Genomic DNA, 25,032 nt, shown 5'->3' on the forward strand with positions numbered 1-25,032 from the left:
TGGGTCTCTCGTAGATTGTGGCTTTTGACAACACCTGTAAATTCCTGGCAACCCAAAACCCAATCAGTTTTGTCCGTTTGCTGCTTCCCCAAATCAATGCCAGCAATGTGCAAGTGATTAAAACTGAACTCTCTACTGAACCGGTTCGTGCTGACTCCTTAATCTTACTCAAAGCAGCCGATACGATCCTCCATCTGGAATTTGAGCGCATTCCTAAAGCTGACCCACCCTTAGCAGAGCGGATGATCGACTATTGGTTAAGGCTTTATCGCAAATATCACTGTACCATTGAACAAGTCGTCATTTTCCTCAAACAGACCACCTCACCTGAAGTTTATGTCGATCGCTTCCAAGTCCAAAATACCCTTCACAAATATCGTGTCCTCCGTTTGTGGGAACAAGACTCTGCTCCCTTCCTCAGTGATGCTGCTCTTCTTCCTTTAGCCCCTTTAACCCGTAGCAATGCGCCGCGAGATCTGCTACAACAGGTAGCAGAGGCCACGCGCAAAATCCCTGACTCTAATCAACGCCGAGAAATCATTGCCTGCACTGCTATTATGTCTGGACTCATTCACAACCCCGAAACTATCCAAGACCTCTTCCGCGAAGACTTGCTAGAAGACTCTTCTTTTTATCAGTTCATCCTGCAAAAAGGAATGAAAGAAGGTGTTAAACAAGGTCGTCAGGAAGGTCGCCAGGAAGCCGTCTTGATGATGTTACGTCAGAAGATTGGTACGATCGCAGCAGAGACAGAAGAGAAAATTTATAATCTTTCATTCACCCAACTCCAAGCGTTAATGGAAGCGATGCCTAACTTCCAAGAACAGCAGGACTTAACGGAATGGCTCGCTAGTATCCCTCAATGACCGTTGATGAAGCATTAAGCTTGCCACCTCACTGGCAACATCAATTTTCTGGTCAGTCCCGAATCCCATCTGATGAGCTGAGTTTGTTCTAATAGCCATATGATAGCTTAGATAACAGGCCGTTTTAATTCATATAAAGCCTATGGTGACTGATACAGGCGATCGCACAACTCTCACACTCAGTGTGGCAGACCGACTCAAATTTTTAACCGAGCTGGTCATCTTCCAAGATCTTGCTCAAACAGAGTTCATAGAACAGTTAGCGACTCATTTAGAAGAGGTGCCCTTTCCCGCAGACCATACCATTTTTGCTCAGGGAGATCGCGGTGACTTACTCTATATTCTCTTTTCTGGTCGGGTCAAAGTCCATTTTGACGACGTGCAACTGGCAGAACTGACCCCCGGATCTTATTTTGGTGAAATGGCGATCTTTGAATCCCGGCCGCGATCGGCCTCTGTAACAACCCTAGAACCCTGTCAATGTCTGGTCTTAACCCAAGAACAAGTTTATCGAGCCATTAAAGAACGACCCAAAGTAGCCATCCAAATGATTAATGTTCTCTGCCAACGGGTGCGTAAACTCAATCGCCTCTTTGGGGCATCGGAAGACTTATTCTATAGCCAGGTACAACAGCAAGTTTTATCATGATCTCTACACAATCTCTGGAACGGCTTAAAGATATCCCCATCTTTGGCAATATTAAAGCTGAAGATGATGTTTTTTTAGCAGAAATTGCTAATCAATTGGGAGAAATCGAATTTCCCGCCGGTCACACCATTTTCCGTCAAGATGAAATAGGTTCCTATCTCTATATTCTCATATCTGGATCGGTGGAAGTCCATATCGGTGGACTGAGGTTAGCCCATTTCAAACCGGGGGACTATTTTGGGGAAATGTCAGTTTTAGATTCCCAATCTCATTCGGCTTCTGTTACTGCCCTAGAAGAGTGCAAGTGTTTGGTCTTATCCCAAGAAAATCTCTATAAATCTATTGAGAAATATCCAGAGTTGGGATTAAATATTATTCGCCTATTGTGCCAGAGAGTCCGCACTCTCAATCATCATATTACGGCTTGGTTAAGAGGGTTGTTAACCATTGCTTGGGCTGATGGCGAATATAATCCAGAGGAACAAGATCTGATTGCTGAGTTAATTAAAGATGAGTTAGGCAGTAATCTGAATTTAGGCTCCCTTAAACCGATTACGGGGGAAGAATTAGCAGCGGTTTTAGGACGCGAAACGTCAGTAGCCGAGAATTTTCTGCGTACTGGGGTGATTATGGCTTTGGCGAATGGAACCTATTCAGAAGAGGAAGACCGGGTATTACAAGAGTATTGTGCGGCCCTAGAACCTTCGAGTGAAGTATTAGATGCTCTCAAATTTTTATTGATTACATCCGAAAATTTGCCCGAACAAAAACGCCAAGCGCTGATTGAAAAATTGCAAAAAACTTTTCCAGACGGAGATGTTTTACATCCGGTGCGGGATTGGTTAGATGGTTTGGATATTAATACACCTTATCTGGCACGATTCCTGTGTAAAATGATCCCACCTCAATGTCCGTTTGAACGGGATATTAAGCTGTTCGGGCATAAAATTGTTCATATCCCTCCCATGTGTAAGTTGAATCCGCTTTATGAGCAGTTGGTGGGGTTGCGTTTCCGCGCTCTGTCTTATCTGGCGGATGATTGTAAGGAGGATATTTCTCGGTATATTTAAACGGTTTTCAGGAGATAGAAAAATTTAAAATGAACATGGCGATTGAGCGAGTATCCTATAAGGAAAAATGGGAGGAAATCGCCTCCATTCGCATAGAAGTGTTCCAAAACGAACAAGGAGTTGATCCAACTTTGGAGTTTGATGGCTTAGACGAACATGCCGATCATCTCCTAGCCTATATGGAATCAGTCCCAGTGGGAACAGCCAGGGTGCGCCAGTTGAATCCTGAAACTGGGAAAATTGAGCGTTTGGCTGTGTTAGCTCGTTTTCGAGGTCAAGGAATAGGGCGAAAGTTAATACTCAAAGCTTTAGAACTAGCCCAATCTTATGGGGTACAAGAAGTGATTATCAATGCTCAAGTTTATGTTCAACCTCTTTACGAACAATTTGGATTTATACCGGAAGGGGAAGAATTTCTAGATGCGCAAATGCCTCATATTAAAATGCGGAAAAAATTCCATGACTAAGGAATAGTTAAGAAACAATTGCCGTGAGCGATCATCTCTCTTCTCGTGGAAGTTACAAGTGGATTTTATTCACTATTATCCTGACCTTTCTGGATATGACCATACTGTTCAAGGAGTACAGAAAACTCCTGAGCATTTACCTCTCCATAGACTTGATTCTGGGGCACTGCATCAACCCGATCCATGAATGCTTCAAATGCGGCTTGGTCATTTCTATGCTCTAGAACATACTTTTGAAGTTCTCTCATCGTCATCAGCTCAAAATCAGACTTCATTAACAAACCTCCAATTTCCATTTGGGTGAATTTCAATTATCATTTCTTCTCCTGCAAGGAGAATGACATTTCCTGTTCTCTCATCTAAACGCACCATATCCACAGAACGGTACATGCTTGTGAGATTCTGGCAAATCTGAAAACATCGAAGTGCCTGTTGAGTTGTTGGCAAGTATTTGACTCCATTTTTATGATAGCCTAATTAGCTTATAGCAGTTTTCGCTAACGATCGCATGACTAAGGAAGCATTGAAAACAAATCAGCAGCGTTGGTCCGAGAAAAATACGGGAACTGATCCGGTGTTGGCGCTGGGATTGATGATGTTTCTGATTATAGTGGGCGATCGCCTCTGGCTCGCGATCGATCGCCGCGTTCCGGCTTGGGATCAGGCTGACTATCTCAACTGGGTCTTAGAATATCAGCGCATGTTGGAAAATGCCCAATTCTTTTCTGGAGATTGGTGGCATCAATTTTGGCTGCTTTCTCCAAAAGTTCCGCCTCTGATTTATGTGACAACGGTTCCCTTTGTCCAGATTTTTGGGGCAAGTCCCGATTCCTCAACTCTGGTGATGCTGGTCTATAGCGCTATTCTCCTCAGTTCGGTTTATGGATTAGGTCGCATCCTGTTCAACGGTTATCTCGGATTGTCGGCGGCTGCTTTGTGTATCCTACTACCTGGACTCTACCGCTATCGCCTGGATTTTCTCCAGGATTATCCCCTGACTGCGATGGTCACTTGGAGTTTTTTTTGTCTGACTCTATGGTGGTTTTCCCGTCACTCTTCTCGATCGCAACAGTGGGGAATGGCTGCACTGATGGGGGGTTCGGTGGGGTTAGCATTACTGACGAAACAAACAGCCCTGTTTTTTCTCTTCACTCCGATCGCCATTTCTGGAATCAGAACCCTTTATCAGCGACAATGGGAAAGGTTTGGTCAATGGGTTTTTGGCGGCATCATTACCCTCAGTCTGGTCTATCCTTGGGTGCATACCAACTGGTTACTGATGCTCACCTCTGGAAAACGAGCTACTGTGGATGCGGCGATCGCCGAAGGTGACCCCCCCCTGCATACCCTCGATGCTTGGCTCTATTACTGGAAAGACCTGCCAGAGCTAGTATCTTGGCCTCTATTATGGATTCCAATCGTCGGTTTTATTGGTATAGGGATTCAATTCTGGCACTCCGAACAACGGCTAAACCTGAAACAGCACCCCAAAACCGTTTGGATACTTTTATTTCTAGTAGGGTCTTACTTCCTCTGTTCCTTAAACATAAATAAGGATACCCGCTACATCCTTCCCTCTCTTCCCGTTCTCTCTCTCCTACTCGCTTGTGGTTTAAATCAGTGGGATAAACTCAGTCGTAAATGGGGCCCCAAAATCCGTTGGGGAACAATAGGATTAGCCGGTTTACTGATGTTTTTAAACCTCTATCCCCTGGGAGGACAATTCTTCATCCAAGCACTGAGTCCCAGAGCAATGAATTATCCAGTGTTGGGACTTCCTTATCCCCATCCTAAAGTTATTGATGAAATCATTAAAACCGAACCCTATCTACGATCCAATGTGGGAGTTTTGCCTTCTACACCTACTTTAAATCAGCATAATATTAACTACTATGGGCAAGTGCGAAATTCTCAAGTTCATGGTCGTCAAGTGGGAACCAATAGTCAACACATTATACAAGATGGGCGATCGCTGCGTTGGTTTATCACCAAAACCGGTCAACAAGGATTAAGTCCCTCTGCTGAACGACAACAGTTAACCCAGTTCATCGAAACTGGTGGCTTATTTAACCTGCATCGATCCTGGTCTCTCAACGATGGCAGTCAACTAAAGCTCTATCACCAGCATACTCCCCCCGTGCAGGTGGTTCCCCTCAATCAACCCCTGTCTGAGGTGCAACTCTATAACCTCTTTGTTGCCAGTCCCGTCCCTCCCGGCAGTCCAGTTCCCGTTACCTACCAATGGCGCGGCCCCTGGAAAGATCTACAATCGGGGTTAGTGCTGATTACTTGGATTCGAGAACAGGATGGTCAAATTGCTTGGATACATGACCATGGGTTTGGGATGGGAAATCTCTATGCTCCTGAAAACCTCGATCCAGAACAAGCGGTGGAAGTGAGCGAGCTGACCTCCATGTTACCCCCTGCGGATATGGAACCGGGAAGTTATGTGTTAAAGGTGCAATATCTGCCAGACCGAAACTGGGAGACTCGCGCGCAAGATATTCCCATTCCTCCTATTCGGATGATGCTATCTTTGGAGGCTCCTGCTCAACCCGCTTTAGAGTTAGATTTATCAACCCAGTTTCGCACCTTTACCGCTACCTTATCCCAGGGACCAACTGCACTAGAGCATATTTTTAGCGAAGTGGGGCGGATTAATCAATACGATCCGACGCAAGATTATTTGCTGCAAGTCGATCGCACGTTAAGCGATCGCTTGCAACAAGACCCGAATCGGGTAGACTGGCTCTATGCTTTAGTCCTATCGCGAGTGTTGCGTCAAGATGTGCCGGGGGCGATCGCTGCCTTAGATGTCCTCACCACCCTAGAACCAAACAGCCCCTATCCCTATGCCTATTTAGCCGTAGTCTATCTTTACGACTGGAAACCTCAAAAAGCTCAAAATGTCCTCGAAACCGCCCTACAGCTCAAACCAGACGAGCCAGAAATACAAGCCCTACAAGCTATTTCCTTCGCTATGCAAGGCCGTTTCTTCAAAGCGTGGCAACTGGCCAAAACCCTCAATCTCTAGGTACATCGAACTCAGATAAATCAATATAACTCCTGCATATTGGACGCTGATTCATGAATTAAGGTTATTTTAGAAGAAAGTGCATTTGTGCAACGTGAGCTGCTCGTTAAGTGATGCCCTAAAACCAGGAAAGTCTTATGACAAGAATATTTGAACAAGAAGTCGAATGCTGTGTTTGCCAAGAAAAAAGTAAACATATGATAATTGGAAGCACCAACTCGTTTGGATCTCCTGACTTAGATACTCGTCCTCCAGAAATGAAAAGATCGACACTTTCTCTTTGGATACAACGATGTCCTTCCTGTGGTTACTCTTCACCCGATTTATCGGACTGCGAAGCCCATATCGCAGAATATAGTTGCCACAGATGAATATCAGAATATTATTGCCAATTCTCAAATCCCAGAAGTAGCAGCTTCATTTCTTGCATTATCGTATCAAAAGGAAATACAAGGGCTATTTTCAGAAACATCGTGGCAGGCAATCCATGCTGCATGGATTTACGATGATAAAAAGAATTTAGACGCAGCTATATCGTGTAGAAAAAAGGCAATATTACTAATTAATCAAGCGAATTTACACTCTCAACAGATTGCGGGAGAAATCGGAGCCTCGGAAGCCATCACTATTGATCTTATGCGTAGGAGTGGTCAATTTAAGCAAGCTTTAGAACTGATTAAAAAAACAAAGTAAATAACCTTGGAGAAAAGGTTTTGCATGTTTTGGAATATCAAAAAAGACTTATTGAAAATAATGATACTTCTGCACATCAAATATCCGATGCATTGGACAAATCTTCAACAAAGAATATATTATAAACAATCTATCGTGCTTTTAAGAAACTTGCGTCTCAATAGGATTGATTTACCACGCTCTATAACATCAAGCAAGGTGATTACCCATGCAATTTAGTCAATTCAAAAGCATTTCTGAAGTTCAAAAAGCATACAATATTCGGTATACTGAAAGCTCATTTATATCGAACATGAAGATCTCTGTCCCTCAAATTTTGCTAGAAGAATTTGAGTTTAACCAAGAACATATTGACCTATTTTCCTCAAAAGCAGATCGGTGTGAACTGATCATATCTCCATTGCTCAGATCAGTCTATAAAAATCACAGAAATAATTACTCATTCTGGATACAAAAACCCATATCTTTTGACAAAGTCTTGTGTGGGACACCCGATTATATATTTTCTAAGCGATCGTCGTTGGGCAAAACAGTTCTTGAAACTCCGATTCTCATAGTCGTTGAGGCGAAAAAAAATGACTTTGAGCAAGGATGGGGACAATGTTTAGCCGAGCTAGTTGCTTCACAAAAAATCAATAATAATGAAAATAAAGAAGTATATGGTATTGTTACTGATGGAAATTTATGGCAATTCGGACGTTTGCACGCTGATGTCTTTACTAAACATGATAAAAACTACACAATTGATAAGATCCAAGAGTTATATGGGGCACTAGAGTATCTTGCCAATTTATTAGATGCAAGTTGACAGGTATAAAAAAGTAAATTGGACTTCAGGTACATCAGTTCTACTGTTTTGTGTTCCATTACTCTTTAGTCATTATTTGTTGCTCCTTATTTCTGAGTTCAATGAAGATTCCACCAATTCCCAGTAATGAACCTGAGCGCTTGCAGGCATTAGAGAATTACGACATCTTAGACACTGACGCAGAAGACGCTTTTGACGATCTCACCCAACTGGCTGCCTACATTTGTGAGACTCCCATCGCTCTGGTGAGTTTGGTCGATCAAAATCGGCAGTGGTTTAAGTCAAAAGTGGGTGTGGATGCCACGGAAATGCCTAGAGACATTGCGTTTTGTGCTCATGCGATTAATCAACCCGATGAACTTCTCGTTATCCCAAATACTCTAGAAGATGAGCGGTTTGCAACCAATCCTTTAGTTACTTCAGATCCGAATATTCGGTTTTATGCGGGGACTCCCCTCGTCACCCCCGATGGATATACACTGGGTACGCTCTGTGCAATCGATCGCGTCCCCCGTAATCTGACTGATGAACAATTGCAGGCTTTGAGAACTTTAGGACGACAGGTAATCTCTCAGATGGAATTGAGATTAAAGTTAAAACATCTTCAACAGACACAAGCTCAACTTATTCAAAGTGCTAAAATGTCAGCCTTGGGAGAGTTGGTTGCAGGGGTTGCCCATGAGATCAATAATCCTACAGCATTCATTCAGGACAATTTGCATCATTTGGGAGAGTATTCACAAGAATTACTGAACCTGACTCAAGCTTACCAACATCAGTATCCAAGTCCACCGGAAACCATACAAAACTTGGTTGAGACGCTCGATATAGAGTTTTTGAGTGCAGATCTTCAGAAATTGCTCAAGTCTAGTCGAGTGGGCATTGATCGAATTCAAACCATTGTGCAATCTCTGCGCAAATTTTCTCGCTTGGATGAATCGGATTACAAAACGGTGGATTTACACGAAGGCATTGAGAGTAGTTTATTGTTTTTGGGACATCGCCTCAATCCCGATGGCGATCGCCCCCAGATTACCCTTATCCGTGAATATAGCAACCTTCCTTTAGTCTCCTGCTATCCTCGACAACTGAACCAGGCAATGATGCATATCTTGAATAATGCGATCGATGCTTTAGAAGAACAGTCTGTAGAAGAGAAAATCTTACGCATTTCCACTTCCTGTATTGATGAGCAATGGGTGAGGCTTGGTATTGCTGATAATGGAGTAGGGATATCAGAAGCTCTGCAAAGGCAAGTTTTTCAGCCCTTTTTTACCACGAAGTTAGGCAAACAACACCATAATGGACTCGGACTCTACGTCAGCTATCAAATCATTACTGAACAACACCAGGGTAAACTTTATTGTCACTCTACACCGGGTCAGGGAACAGAGTTGATCGTTGAAATCCCCATATAGAGCTCCTCTGTGTCTATCCATCGGGGGTTGCCTCTCTGAGTATAATCATTAATTTTTGTTAAAAAATGAATTTTTGTAGCCTTGAATACAAAAATATTTGATATAATTAGAAAGGTAGGAGAAAAAGAACTTAATAAAACAACTGGAGAAACGATTATGTTATCGACTAACGATCAAGCTCGTGCTTTAATGAACCGCCACCATCACCTCGTGAAAAACCGCCAACAGTCCATGCTCAACCGCTCCGCTGCTGAAGTTGGACTCGATCAAACCGGTGACTACTGGAATAACATTCAAGGTAAACCCGTTGGCGGAGTTCGTGACGCTTATGATCGCAGTGGCTCATCCATGAGCTAGATAAACTCCATCTAGAGCATTCAATACCAACCCTTTATATTTCAACACTTAACACTGATACCCTTTCCCATGAAGCGCAGCTTCATGGGAAAGGGTATCAGATGGCAGAACTGTAAAAACCTGAAAAGCCTACAGCAAAGGCTTTCACAAGTCCTTGATTCCTTCGATAAGGTAACGATCTCTTCGATTACTGGATGGGACTACTTGGTTGATGCCTTATTAAGCGCAACTTCATAGAGAAATAGTATCAGTTTAGACAACATTTCAGGTCGCGCGATCTTATTGCTGGCTGCTACCTCTCCAACGATCAGATAACAATTTGGCTAGAAGCAGCAGCAATATCGCCACCAATCAAAATCGAATCATTGCTGCTCAAGAGAACATTCAGATTGCCTCCGATGGTTTGTACTGAAGAAATTCTGCCCCCAGCACCTAAATATTGATTGAAGTCCAAGACATCGCCCGCCGTAAAGTTAGCAATCACATCAATATCTGCCGTTGGATCTTGTAGCAAGTCTGCACCAAAGGCAAAAATATCAATGCCATTGCCAGAAATTAAGGTATCGGAACCGGTTCCCCCAATTAAGAGATTAGTACCGCCACCTCCATTGAGAGAATCATTGCCAGCTCCAGCAATAAAGCTATCATTAGAAGCTCCACCGAGCAGAGTATCCCCACCATTGCCACCAATGACAGAACCAAACAAACTGCCTTGAGTCCCCTCATAAAAGTCACTGCCAGCACTGAGCAAGAAATCCCCATTAATTAAACCCGTATTGATAGCTGCAACAACTCCTTCTGCATTCTGCGTATCAATGGCTAAAGTTCCTGTAGCGCTGCTCCCACCTTGAATCAGACCCGTATTAATAATCAAGCCATTTAACTGAGTTTGGTCTTCAATCAAAATAGTCGCCCCTTGTTCGGAAGTCAGTTGACCGGAATTACCAATACTGCCATTAAACACAGAAACCGGAACTCCGGTTTGGTTGCCCCAATAGAGGCGAATGGCTGAAGATTGACTATTGGTCGTGGAGCTAATCGCACCCGCTCCAGAAATCGTTCCCGAATTGACAATGGCACCATTGACACTAGCAGCGAGTTCCAACGAGATTGCATCTCCCTGAGTCCCAGAAGTGAGGTCGATAACCCCAGAAGCCTGATTATCGATGACAATGACTCTTGCGGTTTGGTCTCCATAAATCACTCCATCCGATGGCGTTTGAAAGGTGCGGATTTGCCCGGCATTTTGCACGGAAACTCCTCCGCCTCCGATATTAATTGCCCGTCCGTTCCCCAAAATTTGCCCGCCGGTCTCATTAACCACGCTGCCGCCAGAGCTGCCGCCATTAGCAAAATTAATGCCCCGGAAACCGCCGTAAATCGTGCCACTGTTACGAATTTCACCATTGAGGATGGTTTGATTTTCGACAAGCACGGCGCTTCCTTGTTCGGCAAACAACGTACCCGAGTTGGTAATATTCCCGGTGAAAATTGAAGCGGGAGAACCGGACTCGTTGCCCCAATAGAGGCGAATGGCAGAAGATTCGCTATTGGTGGTCGAGCTTCTCGGACCTCGACCGAAGATTGTACCGGCATTGGTAATACCGCCAGTAACACTCGCACCGAGTTGCAGGGAAATGGCATCGCCTTGATTGCCGCTACCGGTGTCGATTAACCCGCTCCCCGTATTGCTAATCGAAAATCCTCGGGCTGTTTGGTCGGAATAAATGGTGCCGTTGCGAGGATTGGCTGTGGTAACAATTTGCCCGGAGTTGATGATTTGATTGGAGAGTCCGCCTAAGTTGACGGCCCGACTGGCACTGGTAATGATGCCATTATTGGTTAGCGTTCCTTGAGATTGTCCGCCATTGGCAAAGTTAACGCCGTTAAAACTCCCATCGACGAGTCCATTGGCTTGCACGTTAATGCTGACGTTTTGGGCGGCGGCATTAACCGCAACGGCTGTACCTTCAACATCAAGCCGTCCGCCGGCATTCACGGCGAGAGATTGGTTAGATCCTAGGGTAATGGTTTGGGTTTGTAAGCCATTCACGGTTTGAGAGGTGCCATTGCCATCTTGCAGTTGACCTCGAATGGCACCGGCTGGAGATCCGGTAGTATGCACATTCCAGTAGAGAGGAATATCTGCCCCATTTTGCGCGGTCTGAATGCTGCTGACAAACTGGCTCAGAGGAGTGGAAGCAGAATCGCTCTCTTCCCAAATGCCGCGTAGGGTTACTGAACCATTGGCGTTTTGGGTAATTTGCAGATCGTCGCTATCTTGACCGTTGTTGGCAGCAGTAATGAGATCGACTAAACCAAAGACGACGGGACCATTTGCCCCACGAGCACCATTATGAATGTGGATGCGGGTTACATCATCATTGGGATCTGCGGTTTGCGGCGTACCGTTAATAATTTGACCGAAATCCAGACCGGAGACGTTGAGTTCGTAACTGAGTGCATCGCCAAATTCATTGAGGATGAGTTGGGAAGTACCGGTGGCATTAGAAGTCGTGGGGGGCACTTCTTGAGCGCCGGTGAGTACGGAGGAGAGGCGCGCGGAGGGATTGGAGGTGACTCGAATGCGAGCAATTTGATAGTTGGCAGCGGTATAGTCGGCGTTGGTAAACCGAGAGTCGTCGAGAATGCCGCCGCTGCCAACTGGATTGAAACCTGTGGCGAGCTGAATGGTTCCGTTTTGATCGACTCCGGTGTTAGGAGTAGTTTGGCCAAAAAAGGCGGTGTTGGCTGGAATTTCGTCATTGACTTCGGTTCCGGCATCTAGGGCTTGGGAACCGGAAATCAGGATATCAGCACCGACAAAGTTGCCGTTGGCATCAAAAATTTCGTGGACGAGGGGATTGCCGTTGGCAACGAAGGTATCGTTACTCGGCAAGATCATAGAGGCGTAGTTAAAGTAGCGACCTTGAGAGGCATCAATGTTGAAGGTTTGGCGGACGGTGGCTCCGGGGGGAATGGGGGCACTGCCAATGGTTGCGTCGAGGTTGCCGAAGCCACTGTTGGCAAATTCTTGACTGATGAGGTTGTTATTCCCATCTTCTGCCAATTGTTCTAGTCCGGGTGAGGCGGGTGCTCCGCGATCGTAAGTATCAAAACGACCATTATGGAAACCCACCCAGAAGGGGGTGAGGCTGGTTCCTAAATTAGGGGCAGCATTTTCGATGGTGACGGTAACTTGATTGAGAGGCATGGTTGTTTCTCCTCACTAGGTATATGAAATCCGCAGAATCTAGGTCACAATACAATTGTACAGTCTCGGCAGGAATCGCTGGAGCAATTTGGCGATGCAGAGCATTAATACTATTGTTATCGTTGATGAATATTCGAGTTGCTCAAGAATCGGATCTACCAGAACTGGCAGATCTTTACTATCAAACGGTTCAGACCCATGGACTCGAGTATTATACCTTAGAGCAGACCCAAGCCTGGGCTGCTTTTGGGTTAAGTGAACACTTTTTCCGTCAGTTTATTCTAGATGTTACAACGTTTGTTGCGGTGAATGAGACCGGTATTTTAGGCTTTGCAGGCATAGGAAATGATGGGTATATTACTTCAGTCTATGTGCGTTATGATTGTTTGCATCAAGGGATTGGTAGTGCTTTGATGAGGGTCGTTTTAGACTATGGGAAAAGTCAGGAAATAAAACGATTTTATGCTGAGGCGAGTCTGTTTAGTGTCGGTCTGTTTAAGAAGTTTGGCTTTCAAGTCTATGATACGGAAATGGTTGAGCGCAAAGGAGTAAAATTTGAGCGCGATTTGGTTGAGTTGAAGTGCTAATACCAAGAAAAGTAAGGGTGGCTTTTTACACCCTTACTTTTTAGCGATTCATGGAATCGTTTAATTAATGATGATGGTGATGATGACCCTGATCGCGATCGTGATGATGATGGTGGTGGTGATGATGCTCAACGGTGAGTTGGGTATTCACCGATAACGCTTCTTCTGAGAGCAGATCTTCAATGTGGGGATCTGCCCAATGGGCAGCCATATGTAGGAATTCTGGATGATCGTTAGCGCACTCCATTTGAATATAGGTAATGTTGGAGTATTGGCGCTGTAAGGCTTCGATAATATGCTCAACATCGAGTAGGGTTTCGTGGTTTTCGGTGACGAAACCAATAGGCATAAATACGATCGCCTTTGCACCAAGCTGAATCAGGTTTTCTGCTGCCAGTTTAGCGTCAGGTTGAGTCCATTCAATCAGGGGGGTATCGTGGTTGAGCCAACCTACAGAAATCAAGGGATATTTGTAAATCAGTTTTTCCCGCACCAATTCATAGAGGGTTTGGCTTTCGGTGATACCGGAGGTGAAGCCTTTGGCTTTGTGGGGACAGCCATGATTCATGAGAACAATACCAATTTGGGAGGGTAAAATGCGATCGCGCAATTTCTGGGCGATTTTCTCCTCCACTACTTGAGCCATGAGGTTGATGTAGTCTGGCTCGTTATAAAATGAGGGAATATAGCGCTCTCCTGTCACCCAATGCTCGCTACCCTCTTCTTTTGCCAGAGCTTGATTGACTTGTTCAACAGCGATACCACTGGTGAAAATGGAATCAACAACAAGTAGGGGATAAATCAGCAGTTTATCAAACCCTTCTGCCTTAATTTGTTCTAGAACTTGCTCAGGAAGGTAGGGAGCGCAAAAGTTAAAGGCTTTAAAGACTTTAATGCGATCGCCCCATTTTTGCTGTAAATGTTCCTCAATTCCAGCTCGCTGACGCTCAAAAATGGCATTGTGGGGGGAAATGAAATTACCATGCTGATGACTCCATTCATGGAAATCAAAGATCGCGAGGAGTTTGGCTAACGGGGGATAGATCCAAGTCGGAACCGGTGCAAACTTAGCGGTGAGCAGATTTAGGGCTTGTTCGTTATAGTTGGCAAAGTCGGCATAACTTTCCACTTCACCATAGCCCATTAACAGAACGGCAACGCGAGGGGGCTGGCGATCGCCAACTGGTGTTTGTTCTGAGTATTTTTCTGGAGTTGCAACCACGGCTGTTTCCTCAGTGGGTTTAAGATCACATTTTTCTAGGGTAGCATCCCCCTGGGGGGGATAGGGACTCTAGCAATAAGCACGCTAGCAATAGGAGACAGGGAAAAGGCACAAAGCTAAACATTTTATAAAGATTAGCAGTTGTGTCAGCAAATTAGAGACCATATCCATCCCCATTTAATTAACTGTTATAGCGCTTTGCGCTCGGCAACAAGCAACAGTCTCTCTAGCAATAGCTTGCATTGCTTAGTGTCTAAGGATTAGAATTGTACTCCATAGAAGATAAAAGTTCTATAAAGTTTCTCTACAATTCCCATGAACTTAAATATTGAACTGGTTAGTGGTGATATTAATGAAGTAGGCGAGCTTGATTTTTTGCTATTGGGTCATAACAATCCTCTTCTAGAGCAAATTACTAGAGAAACCCATGCTTCATTTAAGAGTATCGATAGTGCCAGTTGGATGTTTCCTCATCAATATCAGTTATTGGACGCACCCGGTTATAAGTGGAAACAAGTGGCTGCCATCAAGTTTCGAGCGAATGGCAAGATTAGTGAAACCCAATTTGCCCGGATAAGTAGTCCTATTACGACGGCATTAAAACAACCACAGGTAAAATTGATTGGCATTTTGCCACCCACTTGGCGTAATCCGAGTTATTGTGCCCTGGGTATCATCTACTCACTTTGGATCATTGGGTATGCCTCGTCATCTAGTACAAGATTAATGAGAGAGCTTTTCTTCCCCAATCCCTCCTCGGCAACATTCAAAATTATTTCACCAACCGGAACAGAGTATTTTGAAGACGTGTTGAAAGAAGATTGCCAGGTGATGTGGGAGTTCGTGAACGAACTGTGTCAAAAACGAAAAGACGATCCCCTCTTCTGTTCTTACAAGCACTTGAAAAAACATCGAGTGACGTTTAATGTTTCTCAAGTCTCAATGTAAAGAAAAAGCAAAGGAAAGAGTAGCTGTGAGAGCAAAACTCATTGCCCAGTTATTATATTCATATATGCAGTCGTAAATTGCTATAATCCCCGTAACACATCATTTGAATTCTCACTGTGGTTGCCAATTCCCCTCGTCCCCTCCTCCTGCTCATTGATGGACATTCCTTAGCCTTCCGTGCTTATTATGCCTTTTCTAAAGGGCGGGATGGAGGGCTGAAAACCCGTGGTGGTATCCCTACCAGTGTCTGCTTTGGCTTTTTGAAGTCGATGTTTGAAGTCCTCGAAAAAGAACATCCCCAAGCCTTAGCCGTAGCATTCGATCGCGCTGAAGCCACGTTTCGCCATCAAGCGGATGTGAACTATAAAGCCAACCGTCAGGAAACTCCAGAGGATTTTATTGGCGATCTGCAAAACCTACAGCAGATTTTAGCGGCTCTCCAGGTTTCTATTGCCACTTGTGCCGGTTATGAAGCGGATGATGTGCTGGCAGCGTTAGCAGAGCGAGGGATTCAAGCAGGATATCAGGTGAAGATCCTAACCGGCGATCGCGATTTATTCCAACTCGTCAATTCGGAAAAGCTCATCAGCGTTTTGTATCTTGCTGGAGGTAGCCAGAAACGCGATAGCGCAACCCATGAATTTTATCCAGCACAAGTGAAAGAAAAAATGGGCGTTCATCCCAGCCAAATTGTGGATTATAAAGCCCTTTGTGGTGACTCCTCAGATAACATTCCTGGGGTTAAAGGCATTGGGGAGAAAACTGCGGTGAAATTGCTGCAAGAGTACAGCACATTGGATGGGATTTATGCATCGGTAGATCAAATGAAAGGCGCGATGCAAAAGAAGTTAATCGCCGGTAGAGATGATGCATACCATTCCCAATTTTTAGCCCAAATCACCACTGAAGTTCCCCTCGATCTCACCCTAGATGATTGTCATCTGCAAGGCTTTGCTCCTCAAGCCCCATCTGAGTTATTCCAACGCTTAGAATTAGAAACTTTTCGCCCAAAACTGAATCACTTCCAAACTCTGTTAGGGGGTAAAGCTCAAGAAGTGGGAGAAGCTGAGGCTCAGATTGTAGATGAAGCCCTCGATTTTTGGAGCGCAGCAGAAACGGAAGCCGCGCAAGCTCAAAATCAGTTACCCTTTACCCCAATTATTATTGATGATGAGCAGAAACTAACTGAGTTAATTGCAAAACTCAAAACCTGCCAAGATCCCCAACATCCTGTTGCTTGGGATACGGAAACCACAGCATTAGAACCACGAGATGCAGAATTAGTCGGTTTAGGATGCTGTTTTCAGCAGGATGAAACCCTGACTGTTGCCTATATCCCCCTCAAGCATAAACGAGGACAAAATCTAGACAAGAAATACACCTTAGATCTCCTGCACCCAATACTTGAAGATCCCGCCTATGCCAAAGTCCTGCAAAATGCAAAATTTGACCGTTTAATTCTTAAAAATCAAGGCATTAATCTCCAAGGTGTTATTCTCGATACACTGCTTGCCAGTTATGTCTTAAATCCTGATCGAAATCATAGCCTCAGTGCTTTAGCTCAACAAGAATTAGACATCATTTCCCAAAGTTACGAGCAACTCGTTCGCAAGGAACAAACCATTGCTGATATCGATATTTCCTTGGTTGCGAAATACTGTGGCATGGATGCCTATGTCACGTTTCAACTTGCCCCGATCTTTGCAAAAAAAATCAGCCAATTCCCAAAACTTCAGCAGCTCTTAAAGGAGGTTGAACTGCCATTAGAACCGATTTTAGCCGAGATGGAGTGGAGGGGTATTTGTATCGATAAGGATTATCTAAAAACTCTCTCCGAGCCATTGAATACTCAACTCAAAACCATTGAAGAAAAAGCCTATAAAGCTGCTGGTGAAAAATTTAATTTACGTTCCCCCAAGCAAGTCAGTGCCTTGTTATTTGATAAACTAAAACTGCCCAAAGGCCGCAAAATCAAAACTGGATATTCCACAGATGCAGCAACTTTAGAAAAACTGCAACCGGAGGATACAACGGGAGTGGTTAAGGAACTTTTAGAGTACCGCACGTTACATAAATTAAAATCCGCCTATGTGGATGCTCTGCCCAAATTGGTAAATTCCCAAACCCAACGAGTGCATACGGATTTTAACCAAACGGTTACCAGCACAGGACGTTTATCTTCTTCTAACCCGAATTTACAACATATTCCCATTCGTACTGAATTTTCCCGCCAAATCCGAAAAGCATTTATTCCTCAGTTGGGATGGACGTTAGTCGCGGCTGATTATTCCCAAATTGAGTTAAGACTTTTAGCCCATTTAAGTGGCGATCCAATTCTGGTAGATGCCTATCAAAATCAGCACGATGTTCATAAAGTTACCGCTCAGTTGCTATTTGATCGCCAGGAGATAACCTCGGAAGAGCGCCGTTTAGGGAAAGTGATTAATTTTGGGGTCATTTATGGCATGGGGGCGCAACGATTTGCTAGGGAAGCGAGAGTGAGTGTGCGAGAAGGTAATGATTTTATTAAGCGATTTAATCGCCAATATCCCAAAGTGTTTGAGTATTTGGAATCTACAAAAAGACAGGCGATTAGTCAAGGTTTTGTGGAAACCATTTTGGGGAGAAGGCGCTATTTTGAGTTTGAATCATCTGATGTAATGCGCTTACGCGGACAACCTCTAGAGGAGATTAGCTGGGAAGAAATACAACCGGGAAAAAGGGATGCGGAATTATTGCGAGCAGCCGCCAATGCACCCATTCAAGGTTCGAGCGCCGATTTAATTAAAATGGCAATGGTGAAATTAGATGAAGTTTTACGTTCCTATGAGGCGCGGATGCTGCTGCAAGTTCATGATGAATTAGTATTGGAAATGCCAGTAGAGGAATGGGATGAAGTCTCGTTGAAAATTCAAGAGACGATGGAACATGTGGTTTCTTTAAAAATTCCTTTGGCGGTAGAAATTCATCAAGGAAAAAGTTGGATGGAGGCTAAGTAATTCACGCAGGACTTCCTTTCAGGGGGCAGTGAAGAAAAATAGCATTAATCGTTAAAAGGAATTCAACGTAAAGTGATTGCAATTTTGTAGAAAAGAGATTATGCTTAAATATGGATAACAATACGACTTAGTTCAAGTGGCGATCGCTGGAAGAATTTAATCTATCAACAGTAAACGATCCAGAAGCAACTGGGCGTTGAGAGCAGATCATTTACTGAGTTGGTGTTCTTCCTGAAGCCGAATAACTCAAGATTAAAAATAAAAGTGGAGATCGAATCATGGCAAGCATTATGCATTGGATGGAAGAAGGCAGAGAAAAAGGTAAGCATGAGCAAGCAGTGGCAATGATTTTGCACCAACTGCCTTGGAAAATTGGAGCAGTTAAGCCCTATTTACAGGAAGAAATTGAGGCCCTCTCTCTGTCTGCTCTAGAGGATCTATCCATTGCTCTGCTGAAGTTCTCGGACTCTAATGACTTGGAATTGTGGTTAGAGCGGACAGCGAGAAAAATTCCCCTCAGTGTTTCCTAGCTCAGTCCCATTCCTCGATGATACAGCAGTGTTAGCTCTTATAAGGTAGATTAAAGCCTTTTGCTGAAAGAACAGGGAACGCAAGTTCAGCCCTTTATTAATGCATGAGACAGTTATGCTGTACTCCATAACAGCGTTTCACTCTGCTATGAAGCAAACCTTTACAGCACAAAGCACGGTATCGATACTGATACTTTGGACTGAATATCAATTGAAAAAATTAGATTAGGAGTAGGTGTTTTTGGCAGCGATCGCCACTTGATCCACCGGATCTTGAGCGAGTCGATTCAGGGCAGACTCTACCCCTTCTCCTTCTCCCCCTAAACCGTGCAATGCTTGAGCGACACGGTGGCGAACTTGCCAATCGGGATCGTCAACTAAGGGAAATAACCATTCCACAGCTTCAGGATCGCCTAATTCTCCCACAGAACTGACGGCTGCCGAACGGACTAAATCTGTAGGGGAGTTGAGGGCTACTTTGAGTAAGGTTAAGGCACGAGGATCGCCCAATTCTCCCAAGGTTGCGACGATACTCATCTGCAACAGCCATTCCTCCGTATTGCCATAGGCTTGTTCTAGATCCGGATAACCTTCAGTTAAGCGCAACGCCCCAATGCCATCAGCCGCTGCCGCTTTGACATCAATTTCTGGATCGTTTTCCAGGCGATCGCGTAAAATATTTAAACTTTCCTCTCGATTGACCTCTCCCACCGTCGATAACTGACTGATCGCTGCATAGCGCACCCGCACATTACTATCGATGGCTAAGGCTTGAATCTTAGTAAACGCCACGGCTGGATCGAGCAGACGCAATTGATTCACCCCGCGTAGGCGATCGCCATAATTTTCCGAATCTAATAATTGCTGAACTGATTCAGGGGTTACACTCATAGACTTCCAATACTCTCAATAGGGCAAATCCGATCGATACACAAAACAGAAGAACTTAACTCTAAGCCTCCAAGAGATCCCGCAAAATATCTGCTCGGGTAAGGATACCCACCAACTCCTGGGCATCATCTAAAACCGGTAAACGGCGGATATTATGTTTTTGCATTACCTTAGCGGCATCACGCAACGAGCGATCGCCCGTGACTGAAATTGGGCGATCGCTCATCACCTCACCCACCGTCAAACCCATCGCCTTACGCAAATCCTTCTCATAGGTTGATGGATTTTCTAAATAAATCACACTATCCAACAACATAATATAGGGCGGCGGCTCCACCCCCGTCTCTTGCCACATCAAATCTGTCTCTGAGATCACTCCGATCAGCTTACCCTCTGCATCGACGACGGGTAAACCACTAATACGGTGTTCCACCAACAGGTGAATCGCCTCCTTCAAGGAAGTATCCGGGCGAACCACCATAGGATTTGCGGTCATGACATCAGCGACAGTTTTCGGCATTAGGGGCCTCTCCCAACAATTTGGTATTGAGTTTAACTATTATAGGAGGAATGGGGAAATGGGGAAATGGGGAGATGAGGAAGTAATGACCCATTTCCCCCTTCTTGTTAATTGAACTGCCAATTGGCTGGAAAATTGGCAACGTAAAATGGATTTAATTTAATTCTCAAAGCTAAGTCCCACAAGACTATTGCCTATTTCCTCGTTCCCAGGACATACAGCAGTTTCCTCCGCTATGCAGCACATTAAATGGCAGTTTTTAAAGAGAGCTAGAATAATTCAAAGCTAGATTGAGTTTGCTGTTCACTCCCCCTATTACCCCATCCCCCTATCTCCCCATCACAGAGCAAAGCGCTGTAACTTGCACGTTGTCCATAGGCTTTGGGACAATGGGCAAGATGTTCTCTATCTAATCGCTAATCATTTCACCGGTTCAACATGAAAATCGCACAAGATATCACCAAATTAGTAGGAAATACACCCTTGGTTCAACTGAACCGCATCCCGCAAGCAGAGGGCTGTGGGGCCAGAATTGTGGTTAAACTCGAAAGTATGAACCCAGCTTCCTCAGTCAAAGACCGCATTGGAGTCAATATGATTGATGCGGCGGAAAAAGAGGGGTTAATTGCTCCAGACCAGACCGTGTTGGTCGAACCCACATCTGGGAATACAGGGATTGCGTTGGCCATGGTGGCTGCTGCACGAGGATATCGATTAATCTTATTAATGCCGGAAACCATGAGTGCAGAACGGCGAGCGATGTTAAAGGCTTATGGGGCAGAATTAGTCCTGACTCCAGGCTCAGAGGGAATGGGAGGATGTATCCGTCGAGCAATGGAAGTGGTAGAACAAACCCCCAATGCTTATATGTTGCAGCAGTTTCAAAATCCAGCCAATCCCCAGATTCACCGCAAAACCACGGCCCAGGAGATTTGGGCTGATACGGATGGCCAGGTGGATATGATTATTTCTGGTGTAGGGACTGGGGGCACCATTACGGGGGTTGCCGAGGTGCTGAAGAAGAAAAACGAGAAGATTCAGGCGATCGCCGTGGAACCGCAAACGTCCCCAGTCTTATCCGGTGGACAACCGGGGCCTCATAAAATTCAGGGGATTGGAGCTGGATTTGTGCCAGAAGTTTTAAGAGTAGATTTAATTGATGAAGTCGTAACGGTTTCCGATGAAGAGGCGATCTCTTATGGTCGCCGTTTAGCCAGGGAAGAAGGCTTACTTTCTGGAATTTCTAGTGGTGCTGCAGTCTGCGCTGCGATCCAAGTTGGCAAGCGCCCAGAAAATGAGGGTAAGTTAATTGTGGTCATTCAGCCGAGTTTTGGCGAGCGCTATCTGAGTACCCCCTTATTCCAAGACCCGGAATAGGGAGACATTCGAGACATAGGGAGGCGGGAATGGGGAAGAGGGGTGTGAATTACTATAAAACCCTAGAAATTGAGCCAACGGCGACTTCAGAGGAAATTCGCCAAGCGTATCGCCGTTTGGTGAAACTCTATCATCCGGATCTCAATCAAGCGGTCGGTGATAAAAACCGGATCGTGGAGATTAATCTGGCCTATGAAACCCTCAGCGATTCCCACAGTCGCCGAGTGTACGATCGCCAACACTTTCCTTATGGTCAAAGGGGCGATCGCCCCAAATCCCCCCAATCCCCCACCCGTTCCGCCAAAAACCCCCTAGATCCAGATCGACATTGGCAACAATGGCTCTCAAGAGTCTATCATCCCGTCAATCTTTCCTTAATCGAGATTCTCGACTCCATAGAAGCAGAAATTGATGACCTTTCTGCCGACCCCTTTGACGATCAATTACTGGAAAATTTTCAACTGTATTTAGAAAATTGTCGTTCCTTATTGGAGGAAGCCCAACAGCACTTTCGTTCACTCCCTAATCCTGGGCCAATTGCCAGCATTGCCGCCCATCTCTATCATTGCCTCAATCAAGTCAGTGATGGACTTGAGGAGTTCTCCTGGTTTCCTTACAACTATGACGAACATTATTTGCATACTGGGCTAGAACTGTTCCGCATTGCCCGTGGATTGCGTCAAGAAGCCCAAGATGCCCTACAAGAGGTTTATGCTGACGCTTGATTACCGTTAACAATATAATGTTCAAGGGCATTCTCAGGAGTTCCTCAGAGTAGTATGGGAGGATAAATCGTAAAGTCCTATGGAACCTCTGATTGATGATCGATCGCCATCTAACCATTCGCAAATTCTTCTCCCTGTTGGCCATCGGGGCGATCGCGCTCCTCGTCACCAGCAGCCCCGTATTTGCCCAAGATCTCACCAACAGCACGGGATTTAACCCTCAAGAACTCCTACGCTCTGCCCTACAGAGCATTGAAAACCTCGGCCCAATTGGGGCGATCGCCTTTATTCTCCTTTATATTGTCGCCACTGTCGCCTTCCTGCCTGGTTCTATCCTTACCCTGGGTGCAGGAGTCGTCTTTGGAGTTGCTTTTGGTTCGGTATATGTGTTTATTGGCGCAACCCTAGGTGCAACCGCTGCTTTTCTCGTGGGACGCTACTTAGCACGGGATTGGATCGCCAAGAAAATCGAAGGTAATACTAAATTTAGTGCGATCGATCGAGCCGTTGGTGAAGAAGGCTTAAAAATTGTTCTCCTCACTCGACTCTCTCCAGTCTTCCCCTTTAACCTGCTCAACTACGCCTATGGATTAACCCAAGTTTCCCTCAAAGATTACTTTATCGGTTCCATTGGCATGATTCCCGGCACAATCATGTATGTTTATATTGGCTCCCTAGCCGGCAATTTGGCCACGATTGGCACAGGCGATCAACCCTCTAACCCAACCATTACTTGGACATTGCGGATTATTGGATTTATTGCCACAGTTGCCGTTACCCTTTATGTTACCCGCATTGCCCGTAAAGCCTTAGATGGAGCAATTGAAAACCATTAAAAATGAACCATTAGGTCTGATGTGAATTCAATAGACCTCTTGCATAAGTGGATAGAAAATAAATAGCAATGGAGTGATTCTGTATTCTTATCCCTATTCTTTGATTCCCTGACTTCTGCAAGAAGTCTAATCAATTTCCCCATTCCCCTACTCAAAACAATGTCATCCCTAAACTTATCCCCCATCGATCAATATAACCAACAATTAATTGATCAGGTTCATCCCCAAGATTGGCTTAATCCAACCCCCGCAGAACAATATGATTTAGTCGTCATTGGTGCGGGAACTGCCGGGTTAGTCGTCGCTGCGGGAGCAGCAGGATTAGATGTCGGCTTAAAAGTCGCTTTGGTAGAAAAGAACTTAATGGGAGGAGATTGCTTAAACGTGGGTTGCGTACCTTCTAAATGTGTGATTCGCTCCTCTCGTGTGGTGGAAGATATCCGCAATGCCCCTAGTTTTGGTATTTATCCCTCAGAAGAGATTAATATTAACTTTGCCCAAGTTATGGAACGGATGCGGAAACTTCGTGCCGGAATTAGCCACGATGATTCGGCGCAAAGATTCCAGAGTTTAGGAGTTGATGTGTTTTTAGGAGAAGGGCGATTTACCAGTGATTCAACTCTGGAAGTTGCCGGGAAAACGCTACCTTTTAAGAAAGCTGTAATTGCTACTGGTGCCCGGGCTGTTCGTCCGAAAATTGAAGGGTTAGAAGAAGTCGGGTTCTTGACCAATGAAACCGTATTTAATCTCACGGAATGCCCGAAACGGTTAGCCGTAATTGGGGGTGGGCCGATTGGTTGTGAATTGGCCCAATCGTTCCACCGTTTAGGCGCTCAAGTCGTTTTATTTCACAATAAGGGACATTTGTTAGACCGGGAAGATCCGGATGCAGCGGAAATTATTCAAGAGCAGTTTAAACAAGAAGGAATTCAACTGATTTTAGAGAGTCAGATTCAACGGGTAAAATCTACTCCAGAAGGTAAAGTGATTTATGTTTCCAGCCAAGGAAAACAGGAATCCTATCCGATAGTTGTGGATGAAATTTTAGCCGGTGCAGGTCGTGCCCCCAATGTGGAAGGCTTGAATCTAGAAGGAGTTGGGGTGGACTATGACCGCAAAGGGGTGAAAGTGAATGATTATTTACAAACGACGAATCCGAAAATTTATGCGGCTGGCGATATTTGTATGAGTTGGAAATTCACCCATGCGGCCGATGCGGCGGCACGAATCGTCATTAAGAATACGTTGTTTTCTCCATTTGGGTTGGGGAAATCGAAATTAAGCGATCTCATTATGCCTTGGGCGACTTATACCGATCCAGAAATTGCCCATGTGGGACTTTATGAGCGGGAAGCGCAAGAGAAGGGTATTGAAATTGAAACGATTAAGGTATTAATGAGTAGTGTACATCGGGCGATCGCCGATGGAGAGACGGAAGGCTTCGTTAAAATTCACTATCGCCAAGGTTCTGATAAAATTGTCGGTGCAACTATTGTGGCTCGTCATGCAGGGGATATGATTAGCGAAGTGACCACGGCGATCGCGGCTAAAATCGGTTTAAGTCAACTTTCTAGCACCATTCATCCCTATCCTACTCAAGCCGAAGCTCTCAAAAAAGCTGCCGATGCCTACAAAAGAACTCTCTTGACTCCTAAAACCAAAAAACTCCTCAGTTTCCTCACCAAACTCTCGTAGGGGAAATAACGATAGCACTCAACCTCTGCCGATTCAAATTTCGATTGGCGATCGCCAAATTACCCAGTTTTGCGATCGCACTGGGAAGAAACCGGGTTTCTATGAAAGTTTAGGCGACTAACGAGA

Annotated in this window: 23 protein-coding genes and 1 pseudogene; 18 read left to right on the forward strand and 6 right to left on the reverse strand. The window is 44.9% G+C overall.

The features are described from left to right. Positions 1-17 precede the first annotated feature (17 nt). The 5 genes and pseudogenes from PN466_RS03815 to PN466_RS03835 all read left to right on the forward strand — a co-directional run bounded on the left by PN466_RS03815 (position 18) and on the right by PN466_RS03835 (position 3,052). The gene (locus PN466_RS03815; RefSeq protein ID WP_271937090.1) at positions 18-866 is read left to right on the forward strand and encodes an Rpn family recombination-promoting nuclease/putative transposase; all 849 of its coding nucleotides are present in this window, start codon (positions 18-20) and stop codon (positions 864-866) included. A gap of 142 nt (positions 867-1,008) precedes the next feature. Then, on the forward strand, positions 1,009-1,515 hold the full coding sequence (locus PN466_RS03820) for a cyclic nucleotide-binding domain-containing protein (RefSeq protein ID WP_271937093.1): 507 nt from the start codon (positions 1,009-1,011) through the stop codon (positions 1,513-1,515). Further along, positions 1,512-1,853 (forward strand): annotated as a pseudogene (locus PN466_RS26175) (cyclic nucleotide-binding domain-containing protein); the annotation flags it as partial. The gene PN466_RS03820 and the pseudogene PN466_RS26175, both read left to right, overlap by 4 nt. Positions 1,854-1,898: 45 nt before the next feature. Next, positions 1,899-2,585 carry a Mo-dependent nitrogenase C-terminal domain-containing protein gene (locus tag PN466_RS26180; protein WP_271937162.1) on the forward strand — a complete coding sequence of 229 codons (687 nt, stop codon included), beginning with the start codon at positions 1,899-1,901 and terminating at the stop codon, positions 2,583-2,585. 29 nt (positions 2,586-2,614) lie between these two features. Continuing rightward, entirely contained in the window at positions 2,615-3,052 is a 438-nt protein-coding gene (locus PN466_RS03835; RefSeq protein WP_271937094.1) for a GNAT family N-acetyltransferase, read from the forward strand. Between the two features lie 65 nt (positions 3,053-3,117). Here the strand turns inward: PN466_RS03835 and PN466_RS03840 are convergent, their stop codons facing one another. Beyond that, the gene (locus PN466_RS03840) at positions 3,118-3,363 is read right to left on the reverse strand and encodes a DUF6887 family protein (protein ID WP_271937095.1); all 246 of its coding nucleotides are present in this window, start codon (positions 3,361-3,363) and stop codon (positions 3,118-3,120) included. Continuing rightward, entirely contained in the window at positions 3,317-3,442 is a 126-nt protein-coding gene (locus PN466_RS26185) for a DUF6888 family protein (RefSeq protein ID WP_390889965.1), read from the reverse strand. The genes PN466_RS03840 and PN466_RS26185 overlap by 47 nt, the downstream gene beginning before the upstream one ends. Before the next feature lie 118 nt (positions 3,443-3,560). Between PN466_RS26185 and PN466_RS03845 the strand changes: the two genes are divergently transcribed. The 5 genes from PN466_RS03845 (at position 3,561) to PN466_RS03865 (ending at position 9,362) form a co-directional block, all read left to right on the forward strand. Beyond that, positions 3,561-6,086, forward strand: a complete 2,526-nt coding sequence (locus tag PN466_RS03845; RefSeq protein ID WP_271937097.1) for a glycosyltransferase family 39 protein — start codon at positions 3,561-3,563, stop codon at positions 6,084-6,086. A 303-nt stretch (positions 6,087-6,389) separates the two neighbouring features. Further along, entirely contained in the window at positions 6,390-6,779 is a 390-nt protein-coding gene (locus tag PN466_RS03850; RefSeq protein WP_271937098.1) for a hypothetical protein, read from the forward strand. Positions 6,780-6,987: 208 nt separating this feature from the next. Then, a complete protein-coding gene (locus PN466_RS03855) occupies positions 6,988-7,587 on the forward strand; it encodes a hypothetical protein (protein WP_271937100.1) in 600 nt (199 codons plus the stop codon). Between the two features lie 101 nt (positions 7,588-7,688). Further along, the gene (locus tag PN466_RS03860; protein ID WP_271937102.1) at positions 7,689-9,005 is read left to right on the forward strand and encodes an ATP-binding protein; all 1,317 of its coding nucleotides are present in this window, start codon (positions 7,689-7,691) and stop codon (positions 9,003-9,005) included. 156 nt (positions 9,006-9,161) lie between these two features. After that, positions 9,162-9,362, forward strand: a complete 201-nt coding sequence (locus tag PN466_RS03865; RefSeq protein WP_271937104.1) for a hypothetical protein — start codon at positions 9,162-9,164, stop codon at positions 9,360-9,362. Positions 9,363-9,669: 307 nt separating this feature from the next. On the opposite strand, the gene PN466_RS03870 is transcribed toward PN466_RS03865, so the two are convergent. Next, complete coding sequence (locus PN466_RS03870) at positions 9,670-12,576, reverse strand: spondin domain-containing protein (protein ID WP_271937106.1); 2,907 nt, start codon at positions 12,574-12,576, stop codon at positions 9,670-9,672. Positions 12,577-12,701: 125 nt separating this feature from the next. Between PN466_RS03870 and PN466_RS03875 the strand changes: the two genes are divergently transcribed. After that, a complete protein-coding gene (locus tag PN466_RS03875; protein WP_271937107.1) occupies positions 12,702-13,163 on the forward strand; it encodes a GNAT family N-acetyltransferase in 462 nt (153 codons plus the stop codon). Between the two features lie 64 nt (positions 13,164-13,227). Here the strand turns inward: PN466_RS03875 and PN466_RS03880 are convergent, their stop codons facing one another. After that, a complete protein-coding gene (locus PN466_RS03880) occupies positions 13,228-14,385 on the reverse strand; it encodes a ferrochelatase (RefSeq protein WP_271937109.1) in 1,158 nt (385 codons plus the stop codon). 315 nt (positions 14,386-14,700) lie between these two features. Between PN466_RS03880 and PN466_RS03885 the strand changes: the two genes are divergently transcribed. From PN466_RS03885 to PN466_RS03895, 3 genes are all read left to right on the forward strand, one after another. After that, positions 14,701-15,333: a hypothetical protein gene (locus tag PN466_RS03885; protein ID WP_271937111.1), complete on the forward strand. Its 633-nt coding sequence runs from the start codon at positions 14,701-14,703 to the stop codon at positions 15,331-15,333. A 116-nt stretch (positions 15,334-15,449) separates the two neighbouring features. Continuing rightward, positions 15,450-18,332 (forward strand): DNA polymerase I, encoded by a 2,883-nt coding sequence (gene polA, locus PN466_RS03890; protein WP_271937112.1) that lies wholly within the window; start codon positions 15,450-15,452, stop codon positions 18,330-18,332. 278 nt (positions 18,333-18,610) lie between these two features. Further along, positions 18,611-18,862: a DUF4351 domain-containing protein gene (locus tag PN466_RS03895; protein ID WP_271937114.1), complete on the forward strand. Its 252-nt coding sequence runs from the start codon at positions 18,611-18,613 to the stop codon at positions 18,860-18,862. A gap of 225 nt (positions 18,863-19,087) precedes the next feature. Here PN466_RS03895 and nblB read toward each other — a convergent pair whose 3' ends face one another. Both nblB and PN466_RS03905 read right to left on the reverse strand, forming a co-directional pair. After that, positions 19,088-19,753, reverse strand: coding sequence for a phycobilisome degradation protein NblB (gene nblB, locus PN466_RS03900; RefSeq protein ID WP_271937115.1), 666 nt, complete (start codon positions 19,751-19,753; stop codon positions 19,088-19,090). 61 nt (positions 19,754-19,814) lie between these two features. Continuing rightward, positions 19,815-20,273, reverse strand: a complete 459-nt coding sequence (locus PN466_RS03905; RefSeq protein ID WP_271937117.1) for a CBS domain-containing protein — start codon at positions 20,271-20,273, stop codon at positions 19,815-19,817. Between the two features lie 438 nt (positions 20,274-20,711). On the opposite strand from PN466_RS03905, the gene cysK reads away from it, so the two are divergent. From cysK to PN466_RS03925, 4 genes are all read left to right on the forward strand, one after another. Beyond that, entirely contained in the window at positions 20,712-21,650 is a 939-nt protein-coding gene (gene cysK, locus PN466_RS03910) for a cysteine synthase A (RefSeq protein ID WP_271937120.1), read from the forward strand. 44 nt (positions 21,651-21,694) lie between these two features. Continuing rightward, a complete protein-coding gene (locus tag PN466_RS03915; protein WP_271937121.1) occupies positions 21,695-22,375 on the forward strand; it encodes a J domain-containing protein in 681 nt (226 codons plus the stop codon). Between the two features lie 95 nt (positions 22,376-22,470). Next, positions 22,471-23,211 carry a TVP38/TMEM64 family protein gene (locus PN466_RS03920; protein ID WP_271937123.1) on the forward strand — a complete coding sequence of 247 codons (741 nt, stop codon included), beginning with the start codon at positions 22,471-22,473 and terminating at the stop codon, positions 23,209-23,211. Between the two features lie 159 nt (positions 23,212-23,370). Further along, positions 23,371-24,906, forward strand: a complete 1,536-nt coding sequence (locus tag PN466_RS03925) for a mercuric reductase (protein WP_271937125.1) — start codon at positions 23,371-23,373, stop codon at positions 24,904-24,906. The last annotated feature ends 126 nt before the right edge of the window (positions 24,907-25,032 follow it).

It is taken from the genome of Roseofilum reptotaenium CS-1145 (assembly GCF_028330985.1).
GTDB lineage: Bacteria > Cyanobacteriota > Cyanobacteriia > Cyanobacteriales > Desertifilaceae > Roseofilum > Roseofilum reptotaenium.